Source organism: Paenibacillus sp. FSL H7-0323 (genome assembly GCF_038002725.1).
GTDB lineage: Bacteria > Bacillota > Bacilli > Paenibacillales > Paenibacillaceae > Paenibacillus_AQ > Paenibacillus_AQ odorifer.
In genome coordinates this window covers 2,358,469-2,381,431 of the sequence record NZ_JBBODB010000001.1, presented here as the reverse complement: position 1 = coordinate 2,381,431, position 22,963 = coordinate 2,358,469, and the positions used below count along the sequence as shown (strand labels likewise).

Annotated in this window: 21 protein-coding genes; 18 read left to right on the top strand and 3 right to left on the bottom strand. The window is 43.9% G+C overall.

Translation table 11 applies throughout. From position 1 onward, the window contains the following. Positions 1-1,581, bottom strand: a complete 1,581-nt coding sequence (locus MHH89_RS10850) for a spore germination protein (protein ID WP_341087114.1) — start codon at positions 1,579-1,581, stop codon at positions 1-3. 335 nt (positions 1,582-1,916) lie between these two features. Between MHH89_RS10850 and MHH89_RS10845 the strand changes: the two genes are divergently transcribed. The 7 genes from MHH89_RS10845 (at position 1,917) to hcp (ending at position 9,759) form a co-directional block, all read left to right on the top strand. Next, the gene (locus MHH89_RS10845; protein ID WP_341087113.1) at positions 1,917-3,131 is read left to right on the top strand and encodes an MFS transporter; all 1,215 of its coding nucleotides are present in this window, start codon (positions 1,917-1,919) and stop codon (positions 3,129-3,131) included. A gap of 129 nt (positions 3,132-3,260) precedes the next feature. Further along, positions 3,261-3,986 (top strand): LytR/AlgR family response regulator transcription factor, encoded by a 726-nt coding sequence (locus MHH89_RS10840; RefSeq protein ID WP_341087111.1) that lies wholly within the window; start codon positions 3,261-3,263, stop codon positions 3,984-3,986. Beyond that, positions 3,987-5,309: an ATP-binding protein gene (locus MHH89_RS10835; protein WP_076309690.1), complete on the top strand. Its 1,323-nt coding sequence runs from the start codon at positions 3,987-3,989 to the stop codon at positions 5,307-5,309. A 110-nt stretch (positions 5,310-5,419) separates the two neighbouring features. Beyond that, positions 5,420-6,028 carry a CPBP family intramembrane glutamic endopeptidase gene (locus MHH89_RS10830; protein ID WP_339281169.1) on the top strand — a complete coding sequence of 203 codons (609 nt, stop codon included), beginning with the start codon at positions 5,420-5,422 and terminating at the stop codon, positions 6,026-6,028. Positions 6,029-6,227: 199 nt separating this feature from the next. Beyond that, on the top strand, positions 6,228-6,785 hold the full coding sequence (locus tag MHH89_RS10825) for a cysteine hydrolase family protein (protein ID WP_076127240.1): 558 nt from the start codon (positions 6,228-6,230) through the stop codon (positions 6,783-6,785). Between the two features lie 188 nt (positions 6,786-6,973). Then, a complete protein-coding gene (locus MHH89_RS10820; RefSeq protein WP_341087106.1) occupies positions 6,974-8,374 on the top strand; it encodes an MFS transporter in 1,401 nt (466 codons plus the stop codon). Between the two features lie 92 nt (positions 8,375-8,466). Continuing rightward, positions 8,467-9,759 carry a hydroxylamine reductase gene (hcp, locus tag MHH89_RS10815; RefSeq protein ID WP_036688774.1) on the top strand — a complete coding sequence of 431 codons (1,293 nt, stop codon included), beginning with the start codon at positions 8,467-8,469 and terminating at the stop codon, positions 9,757-9,759. Between the two features lie 137 nt (positions 9,760-9,896). On the opposite strand, the gene MHH89_RS10810 is transcribed toward hcp, so the two are convergent. Beyond that, positions 9,897-10,655: an SDR family NAD(P)-dependent oxidoreductase gene (locus MHH89_RS10810; protein WP_341087104.1), complete on the bottom strand. Its 759-nt coding sequence runs from the start codon at positions 10,653-10,655 to the stop codon at positions 9,897-9,899. Between the two features lie 135 nt (positions 10,656-10,790). Between MHH89_RS10810 and MHH89_RS10805 the strand changes: the two genes are divergently transcribed. The 9 genes from MHH89_RS10805 to MHH89_RS10765 all read left to right on the top strand — a co-directional run bounded on the left by MHH89_RS10805 (position 10,791) and on the right by MHH89_RS10765 (position 19,897). After that, on the top strand, positions 10,791-11,162 hold the full coding sequence (locus tag MHH89_RS10805; protein WP_076182898.1) for a MerR family transcriptional regulator: 372 nt from the start codon (positions 10,791-10,793) through the stop codon (positions 11,160-11,162). Between the two features lie 287 nt (positions 11,163-11,449). Next, entirely contained in the window at positions 11,450-13,381 is a 1,932-nt protein-coding gene (locus tag MHH89_RS10800) for an AraC family transcriptional regulator (protein ID WP_341087103.1), read from the top strand. A 409-nt stretch (positions 13,382-13,790) separates the two neighbouring features. Further along, a complete protein-coding gene (locus MHH89_RS10795) occupies positions 13,791-14,363 on the top strand; it encodes a hypothetical protein (protein ID WP_339168545.1) in 573 nt (190 codons plus the stop codon). A gap of 68 nt (positions 14,364-14,431) precedes the next feature. Further along, positions 14,432-15,049, top strand: coding sequence for a hypothetical protein (locus MHH89_RS10790; protein WP_341087101.1), 618 nt, complete (start codon positions 14,432-14,434; stop codon positions 15,047-15,049). Positions 15,050-15,229: 180 nt separating this feature from the next. Continuing rightward, positions 15,230-15,979 (top strand): hypothetical protein, encoded by a 750-nt coding sequence (locus MHH89_RS10785; RefSeq protein WP_076190734.1) that lies wholly within the window; start codon positions 15,230-15,232, stop codon positions 15,977-15,979. A 37-nt stretch (positions 15,980-16,016) separates the two neighbouring features. Further along, the gene (locus tag MHH89_RS10780) at positions 16,017-16,583 is read left to right on the top strand and encodes a hypothetical protein (protein ID WP_076281559.1); all 567 of its coding nucleotides are present in this window, start codon (positions 16,017-16,019) and stop codon (positions 16,581-16,583) included. A 63-nt stretch (positions 16,584-16,646) separates the two neighbouring features. Next, a complete protein-coding gene (locus MHH89_RS10775) occupies positions 16,647-17,198 on the top strand; it encodes a DUF4303 domain-containing protein (RefSeq protein ID WP_076301694.1) in 552 nt (183 codons plus the stop codon). 61 nt (positions 17,199-17,259) lie between these two features. Continuing rightward, on the top strand, positions 17,260-18,654 hold the full coding sequence (locus MHH89_RS10770) for a hypothetical protein (RefSeq protein WP_076281561.1): 1,395 nt from the start codon (positions 17,260-17,262) through the stop codon (positions 18,652-18,654). A gap of 34 nt (positions 18,655-18,688) precedes the next feature. After that, positions 18,689-19,897, top strand: a complete 1,209-nt coding sequence (locus MHH89_RS10765; protein ID WP_076281562.1) for a hypothetical protein — start codon at positions 18,689-18,691, stop codon at positions 19,895-19,897. Between the two features lie 102 nt (positions 19,898-19,999). Here MHH89_RS10765 and MHH89_RS10760 read toward each other — a convergent pair whose 3' ends face one another. Beyond that, on the bottom strand, positions 20,000-20,473 hold the full coding sequence (locus MHH89_RS10760; protein WP_076281563.1) for a hypothetical protein: 474 nt from the start codon (positions 20,471-20,473) through the stop codon (positions 20,000-20,002). A 267-nt stretch (positions 20,474-20,740) separates the two neighbouring features. Here MHH89_RS10760 and MHH89_RS10755 point away from each other — a divergent pair, with 267 nt between their 5' ends. After that, entirely contained in the window at positions 20,741-22,009 is a 1,269-nt protein-coding gene (locus MHH89_RS10755; RefSeq protein WP_076281564.1) for a hypothetical protein, read from the top strand. Between the two features lie 289 nt (positions 22,010-22,298). Further along, the gene (locus MHH89_RS10750) at positions 22,299-22,904 is read left to right on the top strand and encodes a YkoP family protein (protein WP_256716011.1); all 606 of its coding nucleotides are present in this window, start codon (positions 22,299-22,301) and stop codon (positions 22,902-22,904) included. Positions 22,905-22,963 lie beyond the last annotated feature (59 nt).

The window sequence follows — 22,963 nt, the reverse complement described above, 5'->3', positions numbered from 1 at the left end:
CTACTTCCTTCCTGAAGTCTTTTTATATAAGTGTCGATTTCGTGGTGAATGAAGCAGCAGTCTTCTCGGAAGCAGAAAAATAGAATCACGTACTCTTTTAAGATCTAGCGGAGCTAACGAGTCTAAATACGGTTCTCCTAAAGAGCGCAAGGTAGCCAGATGGAGATAAATTAGAATAAAACCGACCATGATGCCAAGTCCTCCGAATGTTGCCGCGAGAATCATTAAGGGAAACCGTAAAATCCGCAGCGCAATTGCCATATTGTATTGAGGTAGCGCAAATGAGGCAATGCCTGTCAAAGCGACGACAATGACCATGACCGGAGAGGCAATCTGCGATTGAATAGCAGCTTGTCCAATGACCAATGCCCCAACGATACTGACGGCCGACCCAATCGGTCTGGGTAAGCGTATGCCCGCCTCTCTCAATAGCTCAAAGAAAAACTCCATGATCAAAGCTTCAACCATAGCCGGAAAGGGGATTCCTTCGCGTGTGTTTAGAATGGCAAGCAGCAGAACCGTGGGAATTAGTTCGGAATGGAAGTTGGATAAGGCAATATAGGTACTGGGTAACAGCAGGGCGATGATGAAGGCAGCGACCCTAATCATTCTTATCAATGATGAAAAAATGGTCCGGTAGTAATAATCTTCGCTATTCGTAAAAAACTCCATGAAATTCCCGGGACAGATCAGAATGGAAGGACTTCCGTTAACCATAGCAATAATCTTTCCGTCTAGCAGTGCTGTTATAGCTGTATCCGGTCGTTCTGTATAGCGGACTTGTGGAAATGGTGAGTAGAGCGAATCACCGATCCACTCTTCGAGATAGGAGACGTCAAGAATTTCTTCCTGATCAATACTTGCTATCCGTTGTTTGAATTGATTTAATGTTTCTGGTTTGACTACTCCATCCAGATAACCATAGGACAACGTTCTTTGAACCTGCTTACCAGAGGTAAAAAACTCGAACTTAAGATTAGTAGATTTCAGCAAACTACGAATAACACCTACATTACGCTCTAAGCTTTCTATAAAGCTGACGTGGGGACCTTGAACAGTAGGCTCTGAAATGGGCTCAGAGGTTTGGCGCTGTTCTACTTCAAAGGCATAATAGGCAACGGCTTTTTGCCAACCTGTAAAGAAAAGGACAACTTTCCCATCAAGAATCCCCTTAATGGCTTGACCGATATTGTCCATTAATTCAAGCAGCGGTGATGAAACACCATTTTTTTCAAAATAGGAGATGACATCTTCAACGGTCACGTCCAAGGTGGGACCCAGCTCATGCGGAACTAAATTCTGCAAGACATCTTTAAAATAATTTGTAGGGTCAGACTTAGTAAGTGTATTGAAATAGACGGATGAGGCTTCATACTTAAGATCCGGGCCATAATGCCATGGAGTAACCTTTAGGTCCGAACAATTGGCAAAACAATTATTAATAATCTGTAAGTTGTCTTCGAGAGACGCAGAGATAGCATGGGAAAAAAGATCCTTCATTGAAAGCTCATTTTCGGCTTCGAATTGAGGGTGCACCTTAGGATTAGACGGAGGTGTCTTGGCGTTAAAAAATTTCCGCATGCAATTCTCCTTAAATAAATGAGATGTTAAGTGATTTTTATCTTCTCCCTTATTTAGGAATTTATTCGGAAGGTGGGGATAGATCAAATTTTTCGCAAAAAGAACAATTGGAACTGGCTCATGGAAGAGATGCGATGTTATAATGAACATAATTTTTTTCAGGAGGTGCTCCTTGTGACCCATTCCATTCGTTTATGGTAATCAGTGGTGCAAGACAAGTGGACTCATTCATTTTTTGAGATAAGGAAATGAGTTTATTTGTGATGTGCCTGTTTCAGTGTGCCTATGCTCATGGAATGAGTTTATTTAAGTTTTTAATCAAAGGAGATGACCTTATGCGAATACAATGGAAAAAAGCCTTCGCCCTTATTTTTAGCGGACAGATTTTCTCGATTCTTACGAGTTCGATGGTTCAATTCGCGGTGATCTGGCACTTAACGGAATCGACAGGGTCAGCGGCAGTTTTGATGATTGCTGGGTTGGCAGCGTTTTTGCCGCAAGCGGTCTTGGGTCCTTTTGTAGGGGTCTGGCTGGACCGTTGGAATCGTAAAATAACGATGATTATTGCTGATAGCGCAATTGCGCTCTTCAGTCTGATATTAGGTATTTATTTCATGTGGGGGGAACCGGGACTTGGCTTTGTGTATGTCATTCTGAGCCTGCGTTCGGCGGCATCAGCCTTTCATGCTCCGGCTTTTCAGGCGGCTGTTCCGTTGATTGCGCCTGAAGAAGAATTGACAAGAGTCGCGGGCTGGCAGCAGATGGTGTTCTCTTTCTCGAATGTAATGGGTCCTGCACTTGGGATAGCGGTTTACTCGGCAACTTCGCTTGGAGCAGTATTGCTACTCGATGTGGCCGGGGCTTTGATTGCGAATCTGATGCTGTTCATGGTGAAGATCCATCAGCCTAAAGTGCAGTCTACAGCTGCGCCGTCTTTCGTTCAAGAATTCCGTTTGGGTTGGAACGCACTCATTCAAGCGAAACCCATTGTGTTGATTACGGGGGCTACTGCGGTGTTTAGTATCGCATTTATGCCATTGGCGACACTGTTTCCTTATATGACATTGTCTCATTTTGGCCGTGGAGGATACAGTGCCAGCCTGGTGGAAGCGGTGTTCAGCATCGGGATGATTTTAGGCGGTCTGCTATTGTCGATGTTCTCATCTAAATGGAGCGACATTAGCTATATGAGCGTAGGTCTGCTAGTCATCGGTCTTACCTGTGTGATCAGTGGTTTGATTGGTCCGAATGCATTTGTGATCTTTGCCATTCTCTCGTTCTTGATGGGTAGTGCGGCACCCTTCTTCAATGGTCCCTTCATGGCGATGATCCAACGTTCTTTTGAACCCGAGATGCTTGGGCGTGTCATTTCACTCGTGACCAGCATTATGATGTTGTCTTCGCCAATTGGGCTGCTGTTGGCAGGACCTGTGGTGGATCGATACGGTGTGCAGCTATGGTTCCTCGGTTCAGGAATTGTGGTGATGCTGACCGCTCTGTTTATTTTCATCCAGTTTCGGCGGCTGGCGTCCGCGATTCCGATGAATTGACTAGGGTAAAAACTTCCCTGTAAAAAAGAGTTTATAGGCCGGTCCGAGAGGATCGGCTTTTTGGCGGTTCTTCATATTTTTTCAAATTATAATATGATAGAATTACGTTCACTTGGAGGGATACATAATATGAATCTTCACATTGCTATCTGTGACGATCAGAGGCAAGATGCCTCGCGATTGGAAGAATTACTCATGAAGCAGATAACTAGCCTGCAAGGGATGACTGCCTCTATTGAGATTTTTGAATCAGGCCAAACCCTGCTTCAGGCAATGACGACTACCGCATACGATATAGTTTATCTGGATATGGAGATGCCCGAGTATAACGGTATAGAAGTCGCAGAGAAGATACGGCTCAAAGATGCCAGGGTATTAATTATCTATGTCACCAGCCATACAAGTTATATGAGAAGAAGCTTTGCGGTTCATCCCTTTCGCTATTTACTGAAACCCATTGATGAACATGAACTGCAGACCGCCACAGTCAAAGCCATTCAGCAATGCATGCAAAGAAACAACGTGCTGTCATTCTCAATCCATCATATGAGCTATAATTTAAGGGTAGATGATATTATGTATATCACGGTAGAACGAGGCAAAAAATTGGTCCTTTGTACTGAACAAGGGACTTACTCGTATTATGGCAAACTGAGAGAGTTGGAAGGACAGCTGGGATCACATGATTTTTGTCGCGTACATACGGGATTCCTAGTAAATTGGCTGTATGTTCGTTCTTTAAGCAAAGAACTTATTCAGCTGAAGAACGGGTTGGAGCTTCCCGTCAGCCGCAGTAGAAGCTCTGATTCTTTACGGTCCTACCATGCCTTTATAGAAAAGAGGCTCTTAAGATAAATGTCTTTCATCCGGGAGATTAGTCCTTACTTTTTTGGTGTATTTATGCTCGTCCTTATATATGTCCCGCAAGGGGTCACATTTTATATTTTTCTCAAGAAATTCCTGATCCTGAGCAGGAGCAAACAGTCATTTATAGGTTGTCTTATTATCTTTTATATAATTAAATCGCTTACCGCTGCTAGCTTACCTCTAGTTGATTCGGTCATCCTTCACCTGCTTGTGTATAGTCTGATTACTATTTTTTATTTCCGCGGCAGTGTGCTACAAAAGCTGTTCTTTAGCAGTTTCTATACAGTGTTTACGGTGGTTATTGAGATGCTGGTATGGTATGGGATTCAGCATATCCCACTCAATGCCGAGGGAATAGATACAGTTAATTTCTGGTGGTTATCTTTTGCTTTCCTATTTGTTGTTTTGCTAAGCATCATGTTATGTCTGCTATTGCTGCGGTTGTTCAAAGTGGATACCACAACGTTACTGTCGAATCAGGATTGGGCTGTGCTGAATCTTGTTTCTGCGGGTTCTTTGCTTATTATTATTGTGAATCTGAGAAATTCCAGTGATAAACCTTTTAATATTCCGTTTGACTTTGTATTCATCCTGCTTGGGATTCTTGTAGTTAATGTGGCTGTAATGTTTATATATCAAAAGTTAATGAAACGGATGCAAATAGAATTGCATAATCATGTGCTACAGCAGCAAGTGAAGGATTACACGAGTAAACTGAAAGATAATCAGGAAGCACAGCGTTTGCGGCATGATCTGAACCATGTGTTGATCCTTATTCATTCTCTGCTGGATGAAGGAGCTGTACAAGAAGCCAAGCGATATATTGCGGAGCTTGCTTCGACACAGGAGGCAGGAGAAAAGTATATTTCTTCTGGAAATATAGCTATTGATGCCATCTATAATGAGAAGTTCGCCAAAGCCGAGCTACATCAAGTTACAATGAAATCTCATTTTCGCATCCCGCAGGACCTGTCACTTGCAGGCAAAGAGGTTGAAATTGCAATTATTTTAGGCAATGCATTAGATAATGCAATCGAAGGGGTTCAGAGATTACCAGAGTCAGAGCAGAATGTTATTGGGCTGGAAGTGATTTATTGCGACGGGTTATTGGTGATTTCTTTAAAGAATCCTGCATCTCTGCTTACAGAGGACGGGCAGGGCTCTTTTTTGTCCAGCAAGCGGAACTTTGGGCGTAGAGGGTTCGGAATCGAAAGCATTGAGTATGCGGTTCAACAGCTTCAAGGAAGCGTCAGTTTCAGATATGAGAATGGGCAGTTCATGATGTTGGCGGTATTACCACTGCCTGAGTAGCAATCCGCAACCAACTACTCCACCTAACCTGCAAGTTACGGTCTCTTCCCGCTGGTAAGCAGCGGTCCATGATATATTGAGGCTGTTCTTATTAAAGGGAGGGTATTCCATTGACATTGTCATTGCTCATCAGTGCAGTCCTTCAGCTCATCTTATTCAGCATCATTCCCTATACATACTGGTTTTTTACAAGCAGAACAACTTCATCCTTTGCCATGTGGATTGGCTGGAAGAAACCCCAATTGGTTTCTAGGAAGCAGTTCATACTATGGTTTATACTTACCATGACTATATTCACCAGCCTGGGAATGCTTACAGCAATCTATATGCTGGATAAGAATACTTTGGCCAGCTCACAGTTTTATGGTACAGGTCTTAAAGGTTTGATTCCGGCATTGATTTATTCTTGGTTGCAGACTAGCTTGTCCGAAGAGATTCTGTTCCGCGGCTTCATTGGTAAACGGTTAAGTTCGAAATTCGGATTCGGAATTGGAAACTGTGCTCAAGCTTTATTATTTGGTGTCGTACATGCTGTGCTGTTATACAGCAGTTCCGGATTATTGAATTCTGCTGTTGTAATGATTCTTACAGGTTTTGTGGGTTGGAGCATCGGAATGTTGGATGAGAAATTATCCGGCGGTTCGATCATTCCAGGTTGGGTTCTGCACGGGCTGACTAATCTGATTTCCACCATTTTTATGATGTATCAATGGATGTAGCAATCAAAGTTTTTAGAGAGTACATTTTAAAAATATGGTAAACTAAAAAAGTCTTAAATTATAAGATTAAAGTTTATATACCATTTTTATTGGGAGGTAGATATTATGAAAAACAATGTCAGCTTGCAAAATGATATGGGGATAACGTTTAACTGATCAAGCGTTGACGTTTCCCCACCATTCGAAAGGGGAAAATCATTTGAATCAGGTATTATTAATCATCGATGCACAACAAGAATTAATGGATGGAAACGAAAAGGAAAGTGCAGTATTCAATAAAGAGCAGCTTATCCGGAATATTAATAAAGTGATTGAACAAGCAAAAGAAGCCGATGTCGAAGTTGTGTTCGTTAGGGATCTAGATGTCGCTGAAGGAACAGGTACAGGCTTTCAAGTTCACAATGAAATCAACAGGTCTGCAAATGCCAAAATCTTTGATAAGCTGGCAACGAATTCTTTTCACGGAACTGAGCTGCTACAATATCTGAAAGATCAGCAGATTGAGCATGTGGTGATTATGGGATGTAAAACTCAACACTGCATCGATACTGCGGTTCGGACGGCTACGGTTAGCGGCATGGATGTTACATTGGTCGGAGATGGTCATTCTACAACGGACAATGATGTTTTAAGTGCAGAACAAATCATCAAGCATCACAATAAAACATTACATGGGCACTACAATGTCGAACATTTTTCTATGGTCAGAAGTTCCGAAGAAGATTTGTTTCGCCCAACGCATGACTCTTATAGATAATAATTCAGAGGCGGCACTTAAATGTGCCGCTTTTTGCTGTTTTGTATTACCTCTGATTTTCGTCACCTATACTGATAGACATATTCGCCTAAACCATTCCCATCCCATCTTTATGGGATTGTTCTTGCAAGGGATCTACTTATAATTGTTAGTAATTCTTAAACAATATGAGTAGGGACGGGATCAACATGATGGCAGCAAAAGATATAGAGTTTAAAAGCACACACGGGCAGCGGCTGGGAATGATGGCGGCTATTTGTATGGGGGCGTTTATTTCCCATTTTACAGCTGGAATTGTGAATGTGTCGCTTCCTTTTATTGTGAATTATTTTCAGACAGAGCTTGGGAAGGGATTATGGATCACAACAGGTTATCTGCTAGTGATTACGGCTCTTCTTCCTGTTATGGGGAAACTAGGCGACCGTTATGGTTTTCGCCGGATTCACAATCTTGGATTTATTATTTTTACTGTTGGTTCTATCCTGGTCGCTTTTTCACCTAATCTGCCAATATTGCTAACGCTCAGAGTTGTACAGGGAGTAGGAGCTGCGATGTTCCAAGCAACTAATATTGCACTCATCACCATTCATATGCCGAAAGAGCAAAGAGGTCGTGCACTCGGAATTTTAAGTACAGCTGTCGCGCTGGGCGGGATGACGGGACCTATAGCGGGAGGTTTGATTGCAGAGTGGCTGAGCTGGAAATGGTTATTTTTAATCCATGTTCCTGTGGCGATTGTGGCTACAATTATGGCATATCGGTACATCCCGAACCGTGTGCAAGAGCGCAAGCCGGGTGCTATCAGCTTCGTGGGGGCCAGCTTGTTTATGGCATTCATCACCTTGGTCCTTCTCGTAATAACAAATGGGAGCAAATGGGGCTGGGTGTCCGTGTGGACAATGACAAGTTTGGTGGGGGTTTCCTTGTTGTTGATTACTTTTCTATTCTGGGAGCGGAAGCAAAAGACTCCTTTTCTACCCTTACAAGCATTGAAAATTCCAACTGTAGCGGGAGGCTTGATCGTTAGCTGTGCCTCTTTTATTTTATCTAATACATTGCTTGTCCTCATTCCATTTTATTTGATGGGGGTGTCGGCTCCGTTCTCGTCATCTACGACAGGATATATTATGGCGGCTTATCCCATTGCCTTGACGTTTGCAGGCCCTCTCGCAGGCTACTGCTCCGACCGTTATGGCTCTCATCGTCTGATGCTTATGGGACTGAACTGCATGGGAAGCGGGTTTATCTTGTTACTGGTGTATTTAGATCATATACCGATTTATGGAATCGCGGCGATTCTATCTCTTATTGGCCTTGGTATGGGGCTCATTGCCTCTCCTAATAATAGCTTCATTATGCAGCAGACACCTCGGGAACACGTGGGTTCGATTGGCGGATTAATTGCTTTAACAAGAAATGCGGGTATGGTCTTTGGCTCAGCACTTGGACTTGGTGTGATGAGTGGAGAGACAGGACAAGGGAGTCAGTTGCAGGCGTTCAAATTGGTTTTTGAGATTAATATTTTCATTTGTTTAAGCGTTATTGTATTAATGGTTGTTATAAATAGAAGGACATTTAAATCTGCTTGATCTAAAAAATGTGTGTGTAATCACAACTCAAGCTTTGGTGTTCTGTTACGTTGGAAGTAACGAATGATTATCTAGATATGGAGGATAACGATATGTTTTGTTACCAATGTGAACAGACACCGAATGGCGGATGCACCGTTGTAGGGGTATGTGGCAAAAATGAAACCATTGCGAGTTTGCAGGATACGATGATTTTTGCATTAAAAGGAATTGCAGCGTATGCGACACATGCCCGGCAGCTAGGATATAGCGATCCCGAGGTGGATCGTATCACCCACGAAGCTTTGTATATGACGTTGACCAATTCCAACTTTAATACACAGGAACATTTGGAGATGGCGATGAAGGTCGGGGATGCGGCGGTTCGCATCATGGATGTACTGGATCGTGCGCATACGGACCGCTTTGGCATTCCGCAACCGATCACAGTCAGTCAGAACAAAATTGAAGGTCAATGTATTGTTGTAACAGGACATAATTTATATGCGCTGGAGGAATTACTGCGGCAGACAGAGGGGAAAGGTATCAACATTTATACCCACTCAGAAATGCTGCCTGCGCATGGATATCCTGCACTCAAAAAGTATAAACATCTGAAAGGCAACATCGGCAAAGCATGGTATGATCAGCGTAGATTGTTCGAGCAGTTTCCCGGTGCAATTCTTGCTACCACAAACTGTGTAATGCCGATTAAAGGCACGTATGCAGACCGCTTTTTCTCATATGAAGTAGCGGGGCTGGAAGGTGTAGAGAAAATAACGGGCGACGATTTCTCCCCATTAATTAATCGTGCGTTGTCCCTACCTGCGGCTGATGTAGAGTCAGATCTGGTACTTACGACCGGATATCATCATGAAACTGTAATCGGGTTAGCACCAGAGATCATTCAAGCTGTCAAAGACGGGCATATCCGCCGGTTTTTCGTCATTGCTGGCTGTGATGCGCCAGGTACTGGCGGGAATTACTACCGTGAGTTGGCGACTTCCTTACCGAACGATACTGTCATTTTAACGACTTCTTGCGGAAAGTTCCGCTTTAATGACGTAGATTATGGCACCGTTGGAGACACCGGTATTCCACGTTACATTGACCTTGGGCAATGTAATAATTCCGGTTCTACAGTGAAGATTGCTATGGCTCTGGCTGAGGCATTTGAGTGTACGGTGAACGAGCTGCCTGTCAGCATCGTGCTGTCTTGGTTTGAGCAAAAAGCAGTAGCCATTCTGCTAGGCTTGTTCAGTCTCGGCATTCAGGACATTCGCATCGGACCAAAGCCACCCGAGTTCATTTCACCAGGTGTACTGGATGTTCTGGTAGAGCTTTTTGGATTGAAGCTAATTACTACTGCTGAAGAAGATATGAACGCGATGTTGGCGTTGTCGTAGAGTAAAAATCAAAGGTTGCCGCCCATAAGGGATTGGCAGCCTTTTTTTGATAGGGGATTTAGGTGATACATCATTGTTGAAGCATAGCGATCCGTAATGGATGGTCATGCTTCTTAACTTGCCATTACAAGATGAGCTTATCGCGTGCTCGCCACATAATTATAGAGGGTATCTCTCAACTCGAACTCGTACGTCAAACTATTAACAATCCCCACAACATGATCGTTATCATACAGGTCAAGCATGAATCCAGCCATTTCCTTCGCGGTATGATATTTCGGCACAGTCCCATGATATTCGAATTCGGGGACATCGAAAGAAAGCTTCGCGAATTCTGTTTCTGTTGCGGCAGGTGCTAGCACTTTAGCCTGCATAAGTGCACCTTGACTCTTCAACTCATGAGAGAGTCCTTCAGTAAAGGCACTCACATAGAACTTAGTCGCACAGTACGTAATGGCATTTCCAACAATCGTATAGCCGCCACCGGATGAAACGTTGATTAATTGTGTTCCTTCAACATTGGAATAATCACGAACGAATAGAGAGGAAAGGATCGTCAACGATTCAATGTTCAGATGCAGCATTGCAGAAATTTTATCTAAATCTTGCTTGGCCACTGAAGCGAAATTTCCAAACCCCGCATTGTTGATCCAAGTTTCGATTTCGAACCCTTGTAGATCCTCATAAAGCTTATAAGCATTACTAGAAACGGATAAGTCAGTTACTCGAATAACGACATCTACATCGGGGGAGTTATGATTGATTTCAGATTTTAGCTCCTCCAGTTGCTCCCTTCTGCGGGCTGTAACAATTAAGTTTTTACCGCGAGCCGCAAAGGCTAGAGCGGTTTCATAACCTATACCTGAACTGGCGCCTGTAATTACAGTATATTTCATGTGAATTCCTCCGTTTTTACAAGAATATTTAGTATTTCAACAACGATGTAATCATAAAGCTTAGAGTTTACTCTAAGTCAAATATTTTTTATAATTATGGGGACTCTTAAAATCAACATAGATTCGGGGGCTTGTATGTATACGATCAGCGATGTAGCCAAATTACTAGGGATTACCGCATATACACTGAGATATTATGAAAAGGAAAAGATTATTGCTCCGATGCGGAATGCGAATGGAGAAAGAATATATGATGACTCCAATCTTGCTTGGCTGCGATTTGTGATGAGGTTGAAACAAACCCAAATGCCGATCTCACAAATTAGAGAATATGCGCAGTTATATTTAGAAGGAGAGCATACGGCCCAAGCCCGCTTGAACCTTCTTGAGAATCATAGTAACTCTATACAGAGCCAAATCAGAAACTTAACAGCCACAGAGAAGATGTTGAAAGACAAAATTGCAGCCTACAAAAATTCCCTTGCGAAAGAGACAGGCATTTACTAAGCAGGCGACATAAAAGTATGCCAATGATTAAGATAATTGTGAGATCAAAAAAAGGGCCCTCACGATTCATTGATAGACGCTAGTTCCGCACGTATGTTTGCGGATCAGCGTCTTTTGCTTGTGGCTAGGCTCCGGCAAAATAGCCGTATGCCTCGCTATTCGCATCCTCGTCTCATTCGGCAACACCTTATTGACAGCGCTAGACGTATTCGTTATTGTGTTTAGAAACATGATTCAATTGAGAATGATTATCTCTTGAGAATTTAAAGGGAGTTTGCGAATCAGTTATGGATGTTCTGAAACTTATACAAATATGGAACCAGGTGATTATGAGTGTACTGGACGTACGGCTAAAGCAGGCCGGAATCGACAACGATTTGAATCAATACCGTTTGCCGGCAAGCGCATTTTTATTCGCTTTTCAAGGACAAGGCGAGTTGTGGGTTGACGATGAGGTATGGCTGTGCGATCGTTTCCATGTACTGCACGCCGGCAAAGGCTCTCTGGTGACGGTTCGGAGCGGAGAAGCGCTGAATGTATATGTCGTACTCTACAAAGCGTTTCTCCCCGCTTCGGCCTCGCGCGAATTTCATATGATGATGGAGGAATCCGACCCGTTTCTGGAAAGCTGGGGGTTCCCGCCTGGCGAACCGCTGGCCATGCTTGAGCTGCTTCAAACGATACGCGACGGTTGGCTTAAATCTGACGACGGATTGACCCGGCTGTCGGCCAAGGGAGACTTTATCCGCTTCGTTCACGCTGTCCTGAGGGAGCGTCTGTTCGGAGCCGGCGAGCCATCTTTATCGGAGCAAGTTATTCGACATTTGTCCAGGAATTATCGCCAGCCGATCTCGTTTGAGGAGCTTGCTCGGCAATTGAATTACAGCCAACAATATATATCGCGAAAATTTAAAGAACAGACAGGGCTCAGTCCGCTGGACTACGTCATTCGTTTCCGAATGGAAGATGCGAAGGCTCTGCTGGCCGGTACGATAGCAACACAACAGGAAATAGCATCACATGTCGGTTATCCGGACCTCATTTATTTCAGCCGCATGTTCAAAAAGCATGCCGGCATGACGCCAGGTCAATATCGTAAACGATACGGCCAGTTCGTTTCAGATTATGCAAGGAATAGGTCACAATCGTCCGTTGTTCTAAGCCGGTCATTAAGCTATCCTTTTTATGTGAGTGATATTGATTATCAATTTCAACAGGATGGGGCGAATAAAATGACTAGAGCAACCCGAAGTTTTTATGCAGTGATGCTGTTATGTTTGACCGTGATGTTAACAGCTTGTGGTGGGTCGGTGAACAACGGAGGTGCAACGAACAGCCAGGTTGCCGTCAGCGCTTCTCCAACCATGATCACTCAAGAGTCAGAGGTTTTGGCATCTTCTGAGATCAAGGTAGTCAAGACCGCTTTCGGCGATGTCGAAGTTCCTGCACACCCTCAGCGCGTAGCGGCAATTTCTTATCTCGGCACCGTACTTGCTCTGGAAGTCCAGCCGATCGCAGCCGAATCGTTCTTGATGTCGAGTCCTTATCTCGAGGGAATGCTGGACGTCGTGACGGATGTAGGCGACTCGTTAGAGAAGCTGCTGGAACTCAATCCGGATTTAATCATAACGCATAATCCACAGCCTGAGGTAGTCGAGAAATATCAGATGATCGCACCTACGGTATCGGTTCCTTACAATCAGTTTGTATCCATTCAGGAAGAAATGCTGTATTTTGGCGAGTTGCTGGATAGACGTGAGGAAGCGGAGAAATGGAACGAACAATTCGAGAAGGACATTGCAGACATTCGGGAGAAAGTCCAACAAGCCGTTCCCGAAGGAGAGACGCTTTCGATTATGCAAGAGTACGATGGAAACGTGAGCCTTTTTGGTCCGAAGTCGGGACGAGGCGGCCGGCTGATGTATGAAATAATGGGGCTGAAGCCGCCGACGACGGTTCCAGAATTTATGCTGAAGGAATCCTACTATGAATTTTCGCTGGAGAAACTTTCGGAGTACATGGGTGATTATTTGATTCTGACGACGGAAGCCAGCTTGGAATCGCTGCAGGCTGATCCAATCTGGGGGTCGCTAGAGCCGATTCGCAACAATCGGGTATTTTTATGGACGGAGAACCAATCCTGGTACCGCGACCCAATCGCCGTGAAAAGACAAATCAACGATTTGACCGACTGGATCATCGAGGCAGCGAGTCGGTAACTGCCTAGAGTAAGGATTGATCGAACGGTAATATAAAATCAGAACTTGCCGTTACAGCCAGCGCGCTGAACCTTACGTAAAGTGACGACGAAAAAATTTTGTTTTGGAAAGATGAAGAGTGTTGTGGGGGTACGGAATAGTTCGACAGAGGGTGTCCTAAACGTCATAAAATGGCAGAGGGATACCCTCCTTTTTTTAAGAGCGGAGTGGGGAAGGGACTAGAGATTGTGCTGACTGGTCAAGGTTATAACTCTTTCTGTGCAAAGGTTATTTCTAAAATCCAGGTGAAAAGTGGTAGACTCAGGACAAGCGATCACTATAATGGAAATATGAGACATTCATAGACCCGATCAATAGGATATAAATAAGAATCCGGCTGATTAAAAAAGCGATTAGAGGAGGCCATTTCGTGGGAAGATCATTCGCAAATTTGCATATCAAGTCGAACAACCTTGAGAAGACTGTCGAAGCATTAAGAGAGCTAAGCGAAGGGCATGCCAAAGTATTAGGCAAGACAAATCATGAGGCTCCAGAGAGCAAGGTTGTCATGTACGTAAGCAAAAGCAACGAGAACTGGATCAGCGTGCTCCACGATTATTTTGTATGGGGTACGGTGAAGAAGGCCGGTAAAACGTTGTCCCAGCTTACCGGGGAGCCAGTGATGACCGCCGGATATATGAATGAGGAGATATTCGAGTTGTCGTTGTTCGAGAATGGAGACATTCAAGCCGAAAAGATCTTTTGTGAACAGTGGACGAGGGATGAATATGAACAACTCCGGGAAGAGCGTCTCAATGATGATTACTTGCGAAAAGCGTTGGATATCCGTAATGAGGATTTTGACGGCTTCATTGGAATTACGAGTCCGGGACTAGCCGTAGATAAGCTGTCAGAAATCGTAAGCATGTCTTTATGGAGTGACTGGGAGTGGATCCCGTACGAAGAAGCTCTCAAAAATCGATTTGTGAAATATGAATTTTGAAAATACACGAGTAAATGGCTAAGGACATCTGAGATGACATTTTAATACATGGCGGTGAGCGAAAAGAAATGGATAAATTAAAGAACAGCGGATTTTATAAACTTAGATTCTTCATCAGGCCGGAAGAGTTTGAAAGCGTTTTGAAGCGTTTTGAACAAAAGCAAGCGCAATTTCATCTAACCAATTATGCCCAGACAGAGCATGATCTGAAACAGGTGTATGAAGCATATCAGACCTTTTATCATTATTTTACGGCAGAGAAAAAAAGGAAAGAGGGTCCCCCTTTCTTTGTTTATTCCATTTCTGTTACGTCTGATAATGAAAGCTCCGGATTTTTCGCGAGAAATGAGAGTGTCTATTTTCCATATTACGGACAATGGGCAGAGGATGAACTGCCGTGTATCTTGCTATCATTTCCTAAAGGCTTTCAAATAGATTTGGAAGATGAAAAAGGGAAGTATTATATCTATGAGGATATTCGGGATCATAAGCCGTTAACATATACGTTTTTCGATGAAATAACGGGTGCTATTAAAAAAATGACAAAGCCGCTTCGCTTCTCGGCGCATGATGCAGATGCTATGAAGGAGCAAAAGCCTTCTGTGCGTATAAGCCATGGTGCGATTCACGATTTGAGCAAATCGTGGATTTTCAATAAATATGGGCTTGTGATGGGTGGCAAATAGTCCAGGGCAAATTACACCGAGGCATTGGCCAAGCTGGAGAATTCAAAAATTGGGGATTGATATGTTGCACTCTCTAAAATTTCAGTATTATCTTGGATAAAAAAGCTGCTCAACCTGCAATATTTTAAAGAATTCTCTATCTGGAAGAGTTGCATGTTGGGGGCAGCAGGAGGAGTATTTATGTACATCGTATCTCGGCCAAAACCGCTGTCTGATGGTCAAAACCAAGCACTTGCAAAGGAAGACGCCACTGTTTATCCACCGGGCTACCTCCGTTTTTTGCGGCGATTCGGCGAAGGGACTTACAGAGGGTGGCTGAATGTTCAGTTTCCGGATGCGGAGGTGCTTAAACCTTTTGCAGAGTACGGATTATGGGAGCATGACGAGAATAGCCCCATTACTGAGCAACAGATCGGTGAGTGTATCGTTATAGGTACAACGGTGGACGGAGATTTTCTGGCAATACATCCCCAGACAGCTGGGCTGCTTTGGCTACCTCGGCATGCGGAGCACGTAAAGGCGATTTCCCTGCAAGCAGGGGAGCAGGAAGACGAAGGGTTGTACGCCTTGGTGCTGGACGAAATTTATCGTCAGGTGTATGGAATCAGTCAAGGGGAGAGCGTCTATTATGAACCGTGGACGGGCACTCGCAGCCATCGCTTTTTGCGTTTGCCACAAGGGCAGGACCAGCTTACGCTACCTGAACTGGCTGGATTGTGCCAACATGAATTTCCGCCGGATTTGTTTATTGAGAATGCCTATGTTTGTTTCCTGTTCTACCGGCAGCTGGGAGGCTATGTACGGTTGAATTATGCCTACCAGCAAGAGGTGGCCATTTTCTATGAACAGGATATGGGGCAGGCGTTTGCCGTAATGGAGCAGTGGCTCTTGTCGAAAGGCTGCGAAGCGATTTCAGAAAATAACAGCTGATCTGGGTGCTCCGTAAGTCTGGGAGAGGGAGGTATGCATGAAACTAGTTTTTACTTTGGATACACATGGAACGTGTGTGGGTCAATTGAGAGATGAACTGCTGCCCTTAGAGGAATTAGCAAATACATGGGAGTTTCCCTATGATATCTTTTTTGTGTTGCGTGTTTTACCTGAAGGTTATGGTCGAAAAACATCCAGACGGTTTGATAGCAGGGATCATACCCTCGAATTAGATATCAGCATAAGTTATGAACAGTACCAACGGATGTCCAAGCATGAGCAACGTGAGGGATTAGGTATTCACCTTTTTAACTATTTGTCAGAGTCAGTTGCTAAATATAATAAGCATGCAGTTAAGGAAAACCAAAATCAACTACAGGACCTAGTGAAAAAATGGATGCTCGAAAACAATTGGCTAAATGGAAAGTTAAATCAAGCACGGGACCTACTTTCGCAAGACATGGATCTTTATGAAGTCAGCCAGAAATTGCAGATGCCATTAGAAGAGATTGAGTATATCCTTCTCCGTATGAATGACTATGAGCCAACTGATGTTCATCCTGATAACCTTGTAGTAGAAAAAGCACCGCCATATCATTTCTAGAAGGCTGGAGCAAATAGAAGACATCCTGCCTGAACGGATCCACTAACGGAAAGGAGGAAGCCGATGCAAGAAATAGAGAGGCTGGCGATAGAGATCGCCGATGCTGCTAGAACGTCTTTTCGCGCTCTTTTTGAAAATGGCGAACGTTACTATTACTGTACCCTTTACACTACTGGCGAGGGACATGCGCCAAGTATCTCCGCCTGGTCGTGGGAAGCTTTGGAGGTAGAAGCAGCCAGGCAAGGCGTCGAAAGTGACACACCGGCATCGACGATTGCGGAACTTATCAAATGGTCTTATGCGGATTCGCCCTATTGTTGTTTCGGCGATGAGAACTTTGATAATGTTAAACAACGATTTACCGATCGTTCTTTCATTGCGGTTCTTGAGGATGACGAAGGGAATCGCGAGTTTGATTTGAGGCTGAAGGCCATGGAGCTGGCGATGAAAATACTCGATGATGAAGGTGTGTTTGCCTTGAATCAACTGCGAGAGTCAGTATGCGTCCTTGTCGAAGTCATGCCGCCGGATGAGATCAATACTGAAATCGCCCTCCGTTTGAATCGGGCAGAATCTCCAGCTATGCAAGTATGGTTGGCGGAAGCGGCGGAGTAGAAGCCTCCGCTTTCGGAAATCGTCTACTATATTCGGATTTAAAATGAGAGGAAAATAATTTATGAGCAATCTTTTCAGATTCATTCCTATTAGCCAACTAGCAGATAAATTTCCCGAAGGATCTTGGTGGGCGAAGTTTTACCAAGATTTTAGTGACGAGCAACTTGCCGCTTACTATGAAGGGGATTTGACGCTGCCTTCTCTTAATCTAGATTGGGAGCAACCTTTCCCGCAACAAAAAGAGGTAATCATCATTTTTATAGAAGGAAATTTTACTGTAGACAATCTTTATAATAAGGAAACGGATGGTGCCATAGGGCTTTTGGTGACCGGTAATATGAGTGCGAAAAATATAGCTGTAGGCGGTCAGGAAATTTATGTTTCGGGCAACCTGATGATTGAGGAAATATTATGCGGCTCCTACAATCATGGGGAAACGATTGTTAAAGGTGATCTCAGCGCTGCGGTTTTGGTTCAGGATGACGAGTACAGTTTCAAAGTGGACGGATATAAATCGATCGCCTGCTTAGTAAATGTGTGGGAGGGGGACGGCGTATTTCAGGAGCTTCCGGTAGACATTCATGAAGTGTTGATTGATGAAGTTTTTTTGGATATGGAAGAGGATGAGGAGGACTTTTCCTTTGGTACACTGGTGAACGTAATTAAAGAAGGCCGTTCTGCTCTAAAAAAAATAAAGGAATCCCCCACTAGCAAGAAAGCTATTCATTTATATTTCACCCATAACACAATCAATGAAGAAAATATATTGAAGTTGACGCAGTGTATTTTAATGCCAAGTGACAAGCCTTCTTTTAATTTTCGGGAGCAAGACGTTTTTTTCAAAGTTCAACTGGAGCATATTGATGCTGACGGGGATGAGCGGGATCTTAGCGTTTATATGAATGATAACCGGCATCACTATTATATTTGGCTGGAGCAAGATCATTCTGTCGGTTTGTTGAAGAGAACCATAGAAGAAGGTTCTGAGTGGGAGGACATTACAGAAGAGTCTCAGGAACAACTAGCAGAGATTAGCGATTGCTGGACGATGTTGCTGACCTGCGTTAATATGGCTGAGCTTTATTTACGAAACATTGAGGTACAGTATGTGCAAGACATTTTGCAACACACTGTAATTCGGGAATTATATTCGGAAGTGGAGGAGAATGGCGGGTTCTGGGACGGCTCTAAATGTTACAGCTTCCGTCAAACGCATACGGACGAGGACGGAGACCTTCTACATGGTCGGATTGAAATCAGGACTCCAGATGAAGCGTATTATTTTTATACAGTGGACAATGGAACTTATGTTTCCCGGCATTATCAGCCGCCCGATCAATATGGCAAGCAGGACATGTCCTATTTGGATCTTAGGCGCTGGGAAGCATCAGAGCGGTATTTTACAAGATTCAAACAATTTATTACTGAGAAGATAGAGTCAGGTGTGAATGGTTAGATCTTGATATGCATTAGAGGAAAGGATGATAGAAATGCCAAATGATAGCCAAGCTGGTCCTTCAGCTGGTTCTGTTAGAGAAGTTGGTAGTTATCCTATCAACCTGACAGGTCCACGTAGTCATACTCTTGTCCTTAAGCCCGGTGTGGGCAGTCTATCCATGGGTCCGTCGCAATTGGGGAAAAAGGTTGACCTTCATGTCGCGTCTGATGCGCCTATCGATTGGACCGTATTCGATGTCTTTGCCACACCGGCTGGCTCTCCCTGGCCGCGATTTCTGCATTATACAGGCAGTGATTCAAGCTTCTTTGACTGGGCACAGAAACGTCCCATTGAAGAGATGACATGGACTCCGATCCTGTCTGCAGACACGGTGGCGGACGCCAGTCAGTCCAATTTGCATGGCTTGCATGTCGAGTTGGAAGCATCCGGGAGGTCCCTTAGCCTAATACTTCCGAAGCAGCCTTTCCGCCTGAGTGTGTCCGGCGATCTATCACGCTTCTCGGCCACAGGTGATATGCCATCTTCTCTTACACTAGCACCGCGCACCGGCCGACGTAAGAATGATCCCCCTTTTTTGCTGCCCGATATGGGGGAGCTGCACCAGGTAACGAGTTTGACGCTACATAACGCACCGCTGGGACAGCCCATCTCGCTAGAGTGTCTAAACCGGTACCCAAACCTTAAATCACTGAGTTTGTGGGGAAACTTCTGCGACCTGAATTTATTAGCTCATCATACCCAGTTAACGAATCTGGAGCTGCGCTTCATGCCTGATCTGGGGGACTTGCCGACCTTGAACGCGTGGCCGTTGCTTGACAGATTCATCGCCTACAATGTCGAAGAAAGCGCTGGCAAGCGTATAAAAAAGCAAATGAAAACTCGCGCTGAAACCCGTCCTTGGACCGACCATGCTTCAGTGAGCCAATTACGAAAGCCAGAGTGGTGGACGACCGAGTTTGGCCGCCCATTCTCCTCCTGGGCTAAACGTCTAGCCAAGCTGGCTAATGAAGCTTACAACGTTGCACAGGTAACCTTGTCCGAAGCCCGTAGCTTTGCTGAAGCCGAGGCCGCCATTACCGCTTTCACCGTGCGCTTCAACAATCTTAAGGGCATCGAAACCACCGAACGAGAAGACCTTGGTGAAGCGGTATGGCAACTTAGCCAGTCTGACCACCTGATTGGCCAGCCTATCACAGAGGAGATGGCTCAACGCTGGTTCGATGCAGCGCGCGATTACTAAATGAATTGAAAGTCACACCCCTAGAATAGAAATCGGAATGACCCAGAGGTTTGTCCAATGTCTATTCTAAGGGGTGCACTTCACTATACTGACGGGGTTTTGTTATACGATCATCCCCATTTCTCGGAGTCTATCTTTAATTTTCTTTAAACGAGCTTCTTTTTCGGTGTCTTCAGTTAATACCTCTACAGATGTTTCGTTATACTTCTTAATGATCCTCTTTAAAGTTAATTCTTTCATTTCCTTTTTACTGTGGATGGTAACATGAGGGACAGCTGTATAGGTTTCTATAGTCTTGGGATCTGCAGAAATTCGTTCTAGTAAACTAAGTAGAAGCACCAGTCTTTGCTGGCCCAACCTCGGAACTTGGTATAGTTTTTTCCATGTGGAATCTAATAGATGTTCAAGATCTGTATATCCCTTCGAGTATAGAGCATTTATGAGGCCTGTTAAATTTGGACCCCGTTCTTCTGCATGCGCCACAGCAACAATACAAGCAATATTCTTAGAATAAAGATGCGCCGGAAGTGGAAAAAAATGTATTAATGCCGCATTTCCGTCGATGATGTCAATCATGATGATATACCTCCATTAAAATATGTGTTCACTATACACGTTTAGTATTCTGGCAAGGTCTGAGTCAGCAGGGTGAATTTTCCTGACTTGTCCAATCGATTGATACACTCTGCATTATTAAACCCCAAGCTACTGATCATTTTCTGAACACCAGCAAAACCCGTTACATAAGATCGTAGAATATGTAGGAGATATGATTCGCTGCGCTTCATAATCATTGCTAAGTAATGATATGATATAGGTATCAATTTTGTGGGGTGCACTGATATGGATTTCCGAATCAAAGAACTAGTTAATGCTACACAGCAAACCTATGGACTGGACAACTACTATTTACATACAAATGAAATTTATCGTGAAGTTACGATGCTGGGAGAAACCGGCTATTTGCTTAGTATGGAATGGTTTCCTTCTCACATTAAGGAATGGAAGGAAGATTATAATCCGGAAGGAACTGCAGTCATTACGCTTGACTTGCTATCCAATAACTATAAAAGTGTTATTTTTGTTGGAGGGAAATCTTATGCAAATCGAACACCGTTCCAAAACATTGAATTAAACGGCGTTATTCAGTGGATGGAAGCTGAAGTAGGGCTTGAATATGGTAAACAATTCTACCTATTGAAGGAAGAAAGAGGAGAATATTATTTTGCCGAATGTATAGACGGTATACCTATCTCTCCCGGCGGGCGAATGGAGTTACGCTTCGATGGGGAAGGTAGGATTATTTTTTATAGTGTCTATGGCCAGTTTCCTTCCAGCTCCCTTGTGCAAAAAGAGGATTATTCTCTCACGCTTCAAGCGGTAGAGCTACTGGCTAAAAACCAACTACAGCTTATAGAATATCCAGTGTACGAGATGAAGCATCTCCTGCCGATCTATGGGATAGAAGAAATCTACATTACAAATGATGGAACAACCACAATTCCATTTGAGATGATATCAGGAACGAGAGCACGACTGAATATTGATCAAGTAATGCAGTGGGAGCAAGCGGACACGAAACAGTTCGCAAGGACGGAGATCCGTCTGCAAGAAGTGGTTACAATCGAACAGGCAATAGCACGTGAGCCGCATCCAGATTCATTTTCAATCACAGACATAGAACAAGCCCAATGTATAACCGCAGTCGAAATTGGTTTAAGCCAGCTCTATCCGGAAGAATCCGGACAATGGATATTGAAGACTTTACATCGGGAAAGAGGACATATTCAAGCGACATTGAGGAAGAATGTATCAAGTAATCGTATTTTTCAGCGTAAGCTCCTTCTGTTCATCGATACGAACAATTATAAGGTTATAAATTATATGGATAACAAGCTAATGCTCGATACGTTTGATGAATTCAAGAGTGAAGGGAAAATTGCTGTGAGCCATGACGAAGCTTATGACAAGCTCAAGGGATGGTTCGAATTAACACCCGTATATGTGTATGATCCTGGGCAGAAGAGGTATGTGCTGTGCGGAAAGCTGGATTGTGATTATGCCGTGAAGGCCACCAGCGGAGATGTGGTAGAGTTGGGTAGTTTGGAATGATAGTGAAACCAGATTGATTTAGTCAAAAAGATAACATCCGAAACTCATGTCCAAGAGACATGGGTTTTTCTTTATGTAGTTGGATTTTCTTGCAGAAGTTGTCTAATTTAAGACCTACTAAATTTTGTCCTTTTTTTAGGTCAGAAAGTTTTTTTAACTAGATGCCAAAAATTTAGATTTACACGCAGAGAAATTCCGGTGAATAGCGTCAAATAGAAGTAGACGTTAGGAAAAAAGAAAGTTTCGTTAGGTACAATGGATGAAATGAGAGACAATAACCGTTTTAAGGATGGTGAAAAAGTTGGGTTTCAAAATACGTAAAAACACGGTGCAGTCCGTCTGGATGATGTGGGAAAAAACTTTTGCGTTGCTTTCACATTTTCGCGGATCACATAAGTCACGCTTTGGTATATGTACCGTGATGCTAAAAAAGCACCGGGGACAGCCTATTGTATGCCAAGACGCCACGGTCATCAATCAGGGAGAGTGGGTGGGAGAACTCCACCTCGACAATGAAAGAATCCTGAAGTTGATCCGGTCCGAAGGATCGGATCGTGCCGCACTGCAAACGGCTCGCATGCTGCGCAAATCAATGCAGCAAATCAATGAAGCGTTCGAATCGCAGTCGGAGTTCAGGCAGGTCAAGGCTTTATTGGGGATTACACTGCTCCATCGGGGATTAACGCACGGTCTTGGTTTTGAACAACAAAATATAAAGTCCGGCGTTTTCGAACGCATCACCACCATCTATCTTCGATTGCTGCTGTCTGCCATGCATCCTGAAGGGAGACAAAGAATCAATCGGCGAACAGAGCAACTGGTCCCGATGTTACTGATCCATTCACGCGCCTCACTGAAAAATCGATTTTCACCCGGACAGAACTACTCTGGATAGGTCTTATGCTTGTTATAAGGAGGTGTAATCATACTTACATATCTGATAGGAGGAATACT

Excerpts from the sequence above, each read along its gene's own strand:
- MHH89_RS10790 (WP_341087101.1), top strand. The coding sequence starts at position 14,432 with ATGGATAAATTAAAGAACAGCGGATTTTATAAACTTAGATTCTTCATC.
- MHH89_RS10765 (WP_076281562.1), top strand. The coding sequence starts at position 18,689 with ATGCCAAATGATAGCCAAGCTGGTCCTTCAGCTGGTTCTGTTAGAGAA.
- MHH89_RS10785 (WP_076190734.1), top strand. The coding sequence starts at position 15,230 with ATGTACATCGTATCTCGGCCAAAACCGCTGTCTGATGGTCAAAACCAA.
- MHH89_RS10750 (WP_256716011.1), top strand. The coding sequence starts at position 22,299 with ATGGTGAAAAAGTTGGGTTTCAAAATACGTAAAAACACGGTGCAGTCC.
- MHH89_RS10805 (WP_076182898.1), top strand. The coding sequence starts at position 10,791 with ATGTATACGATCAGCGATGTAGCCAAATTACTAGGGATTACCGCATAT.
- MHH89_RS10810 (WP_341087104.1), bottom strand. The coding sequence starts at position 10,655 with ATGAAATATACTGTAATTACAGGCGCCAGTTCAGGTATAGGTTATGAA.
- hcp (WP_036688774.1), top strand. The coding sequence starts at position 8,467 with ATGTTTTGTTACCAATGTGAACAGACACCGAATGGCGGATGCACCGTT.
- MHH89_RS10775 (WP_076301694.1), top strand. The coding sequence starts at position 16,647 with ATGCAAGAAATAGAGAGGCTGGCGATAGAGATCGCCGATGCTGCTAGA.
- MHH89_RS10800 (WP_341087103.1), top strand. The coding sequence starts at position 11,450 with ATGGATGTTCTGAAACTTATACAAATATGGAACCAGGTGATTATGAGT.
- MHH89_RS10845 (WP_341087113.1), top strand. The coding sequence starts at position 1,917 with ATGCGAATACAATGGAAAAAAGCCTTCGCCCTTATTTTTAGCGGACAG.
- MHH89_RS10840 (WP_341087111.1), top strand. The coding sequence starts at position 3,261 with ATGAATCTTCACATTGCTATCTGTGACGATCAGAGGCAAGATGCCTCG.
- MHH89_RS10780 (WP_076281559.1), top strand. The coding sequence starts at position 16,017 with ATGAAACTAGTTTTTACTTTGGATACACATGGAACGTGTGTGGGTCAA.
- MHH89_RS10755 (WP_076281564.1), top strand. The coding sequence starts at position 20,741 with ATGGATTTCCGAATCAAAGAACTAGTTAATGCTACACAGCAAACCTAT.
- MHH89_RS10770 (WP_076281561.1), top strand. The coding sequence starts at position 17,260 with ATGAGCAATCTTTTCAGATTCATTCCTATTAGCCAACTAGCAGATAAA.
- MHH89_RS10850 (WP_341087114.1), bottom strand. The coding sequence starts at position 1,581 with ATGCGGAAATTTTTTAACGCCAAGACACCTCCGTCTAATCCTAAGGTG.
- MHH89_RS10820 (WP_341087106.1), top strand. The coding sequence starts at position 6,974 with ATGATGGCAGCAAAAGATATAGAGTTTAAAAGCACACACGGGCAGCGG.
- MHH89_RS10760 (WP_076281563.1), bottom strand. The coding sequence starts at position 20,473 with ATGATTGACATCATCGACGGAAATGCGGCATTAATACATTTTTTTCCA.
- MHH89_RS10835 (WP_076309690.1), top strand. The coding sequence starts at position 3,987 with ATGTCTTTCATCCGGGAGATTAGTCCTTACTTTTTTGGTGTATTTATG.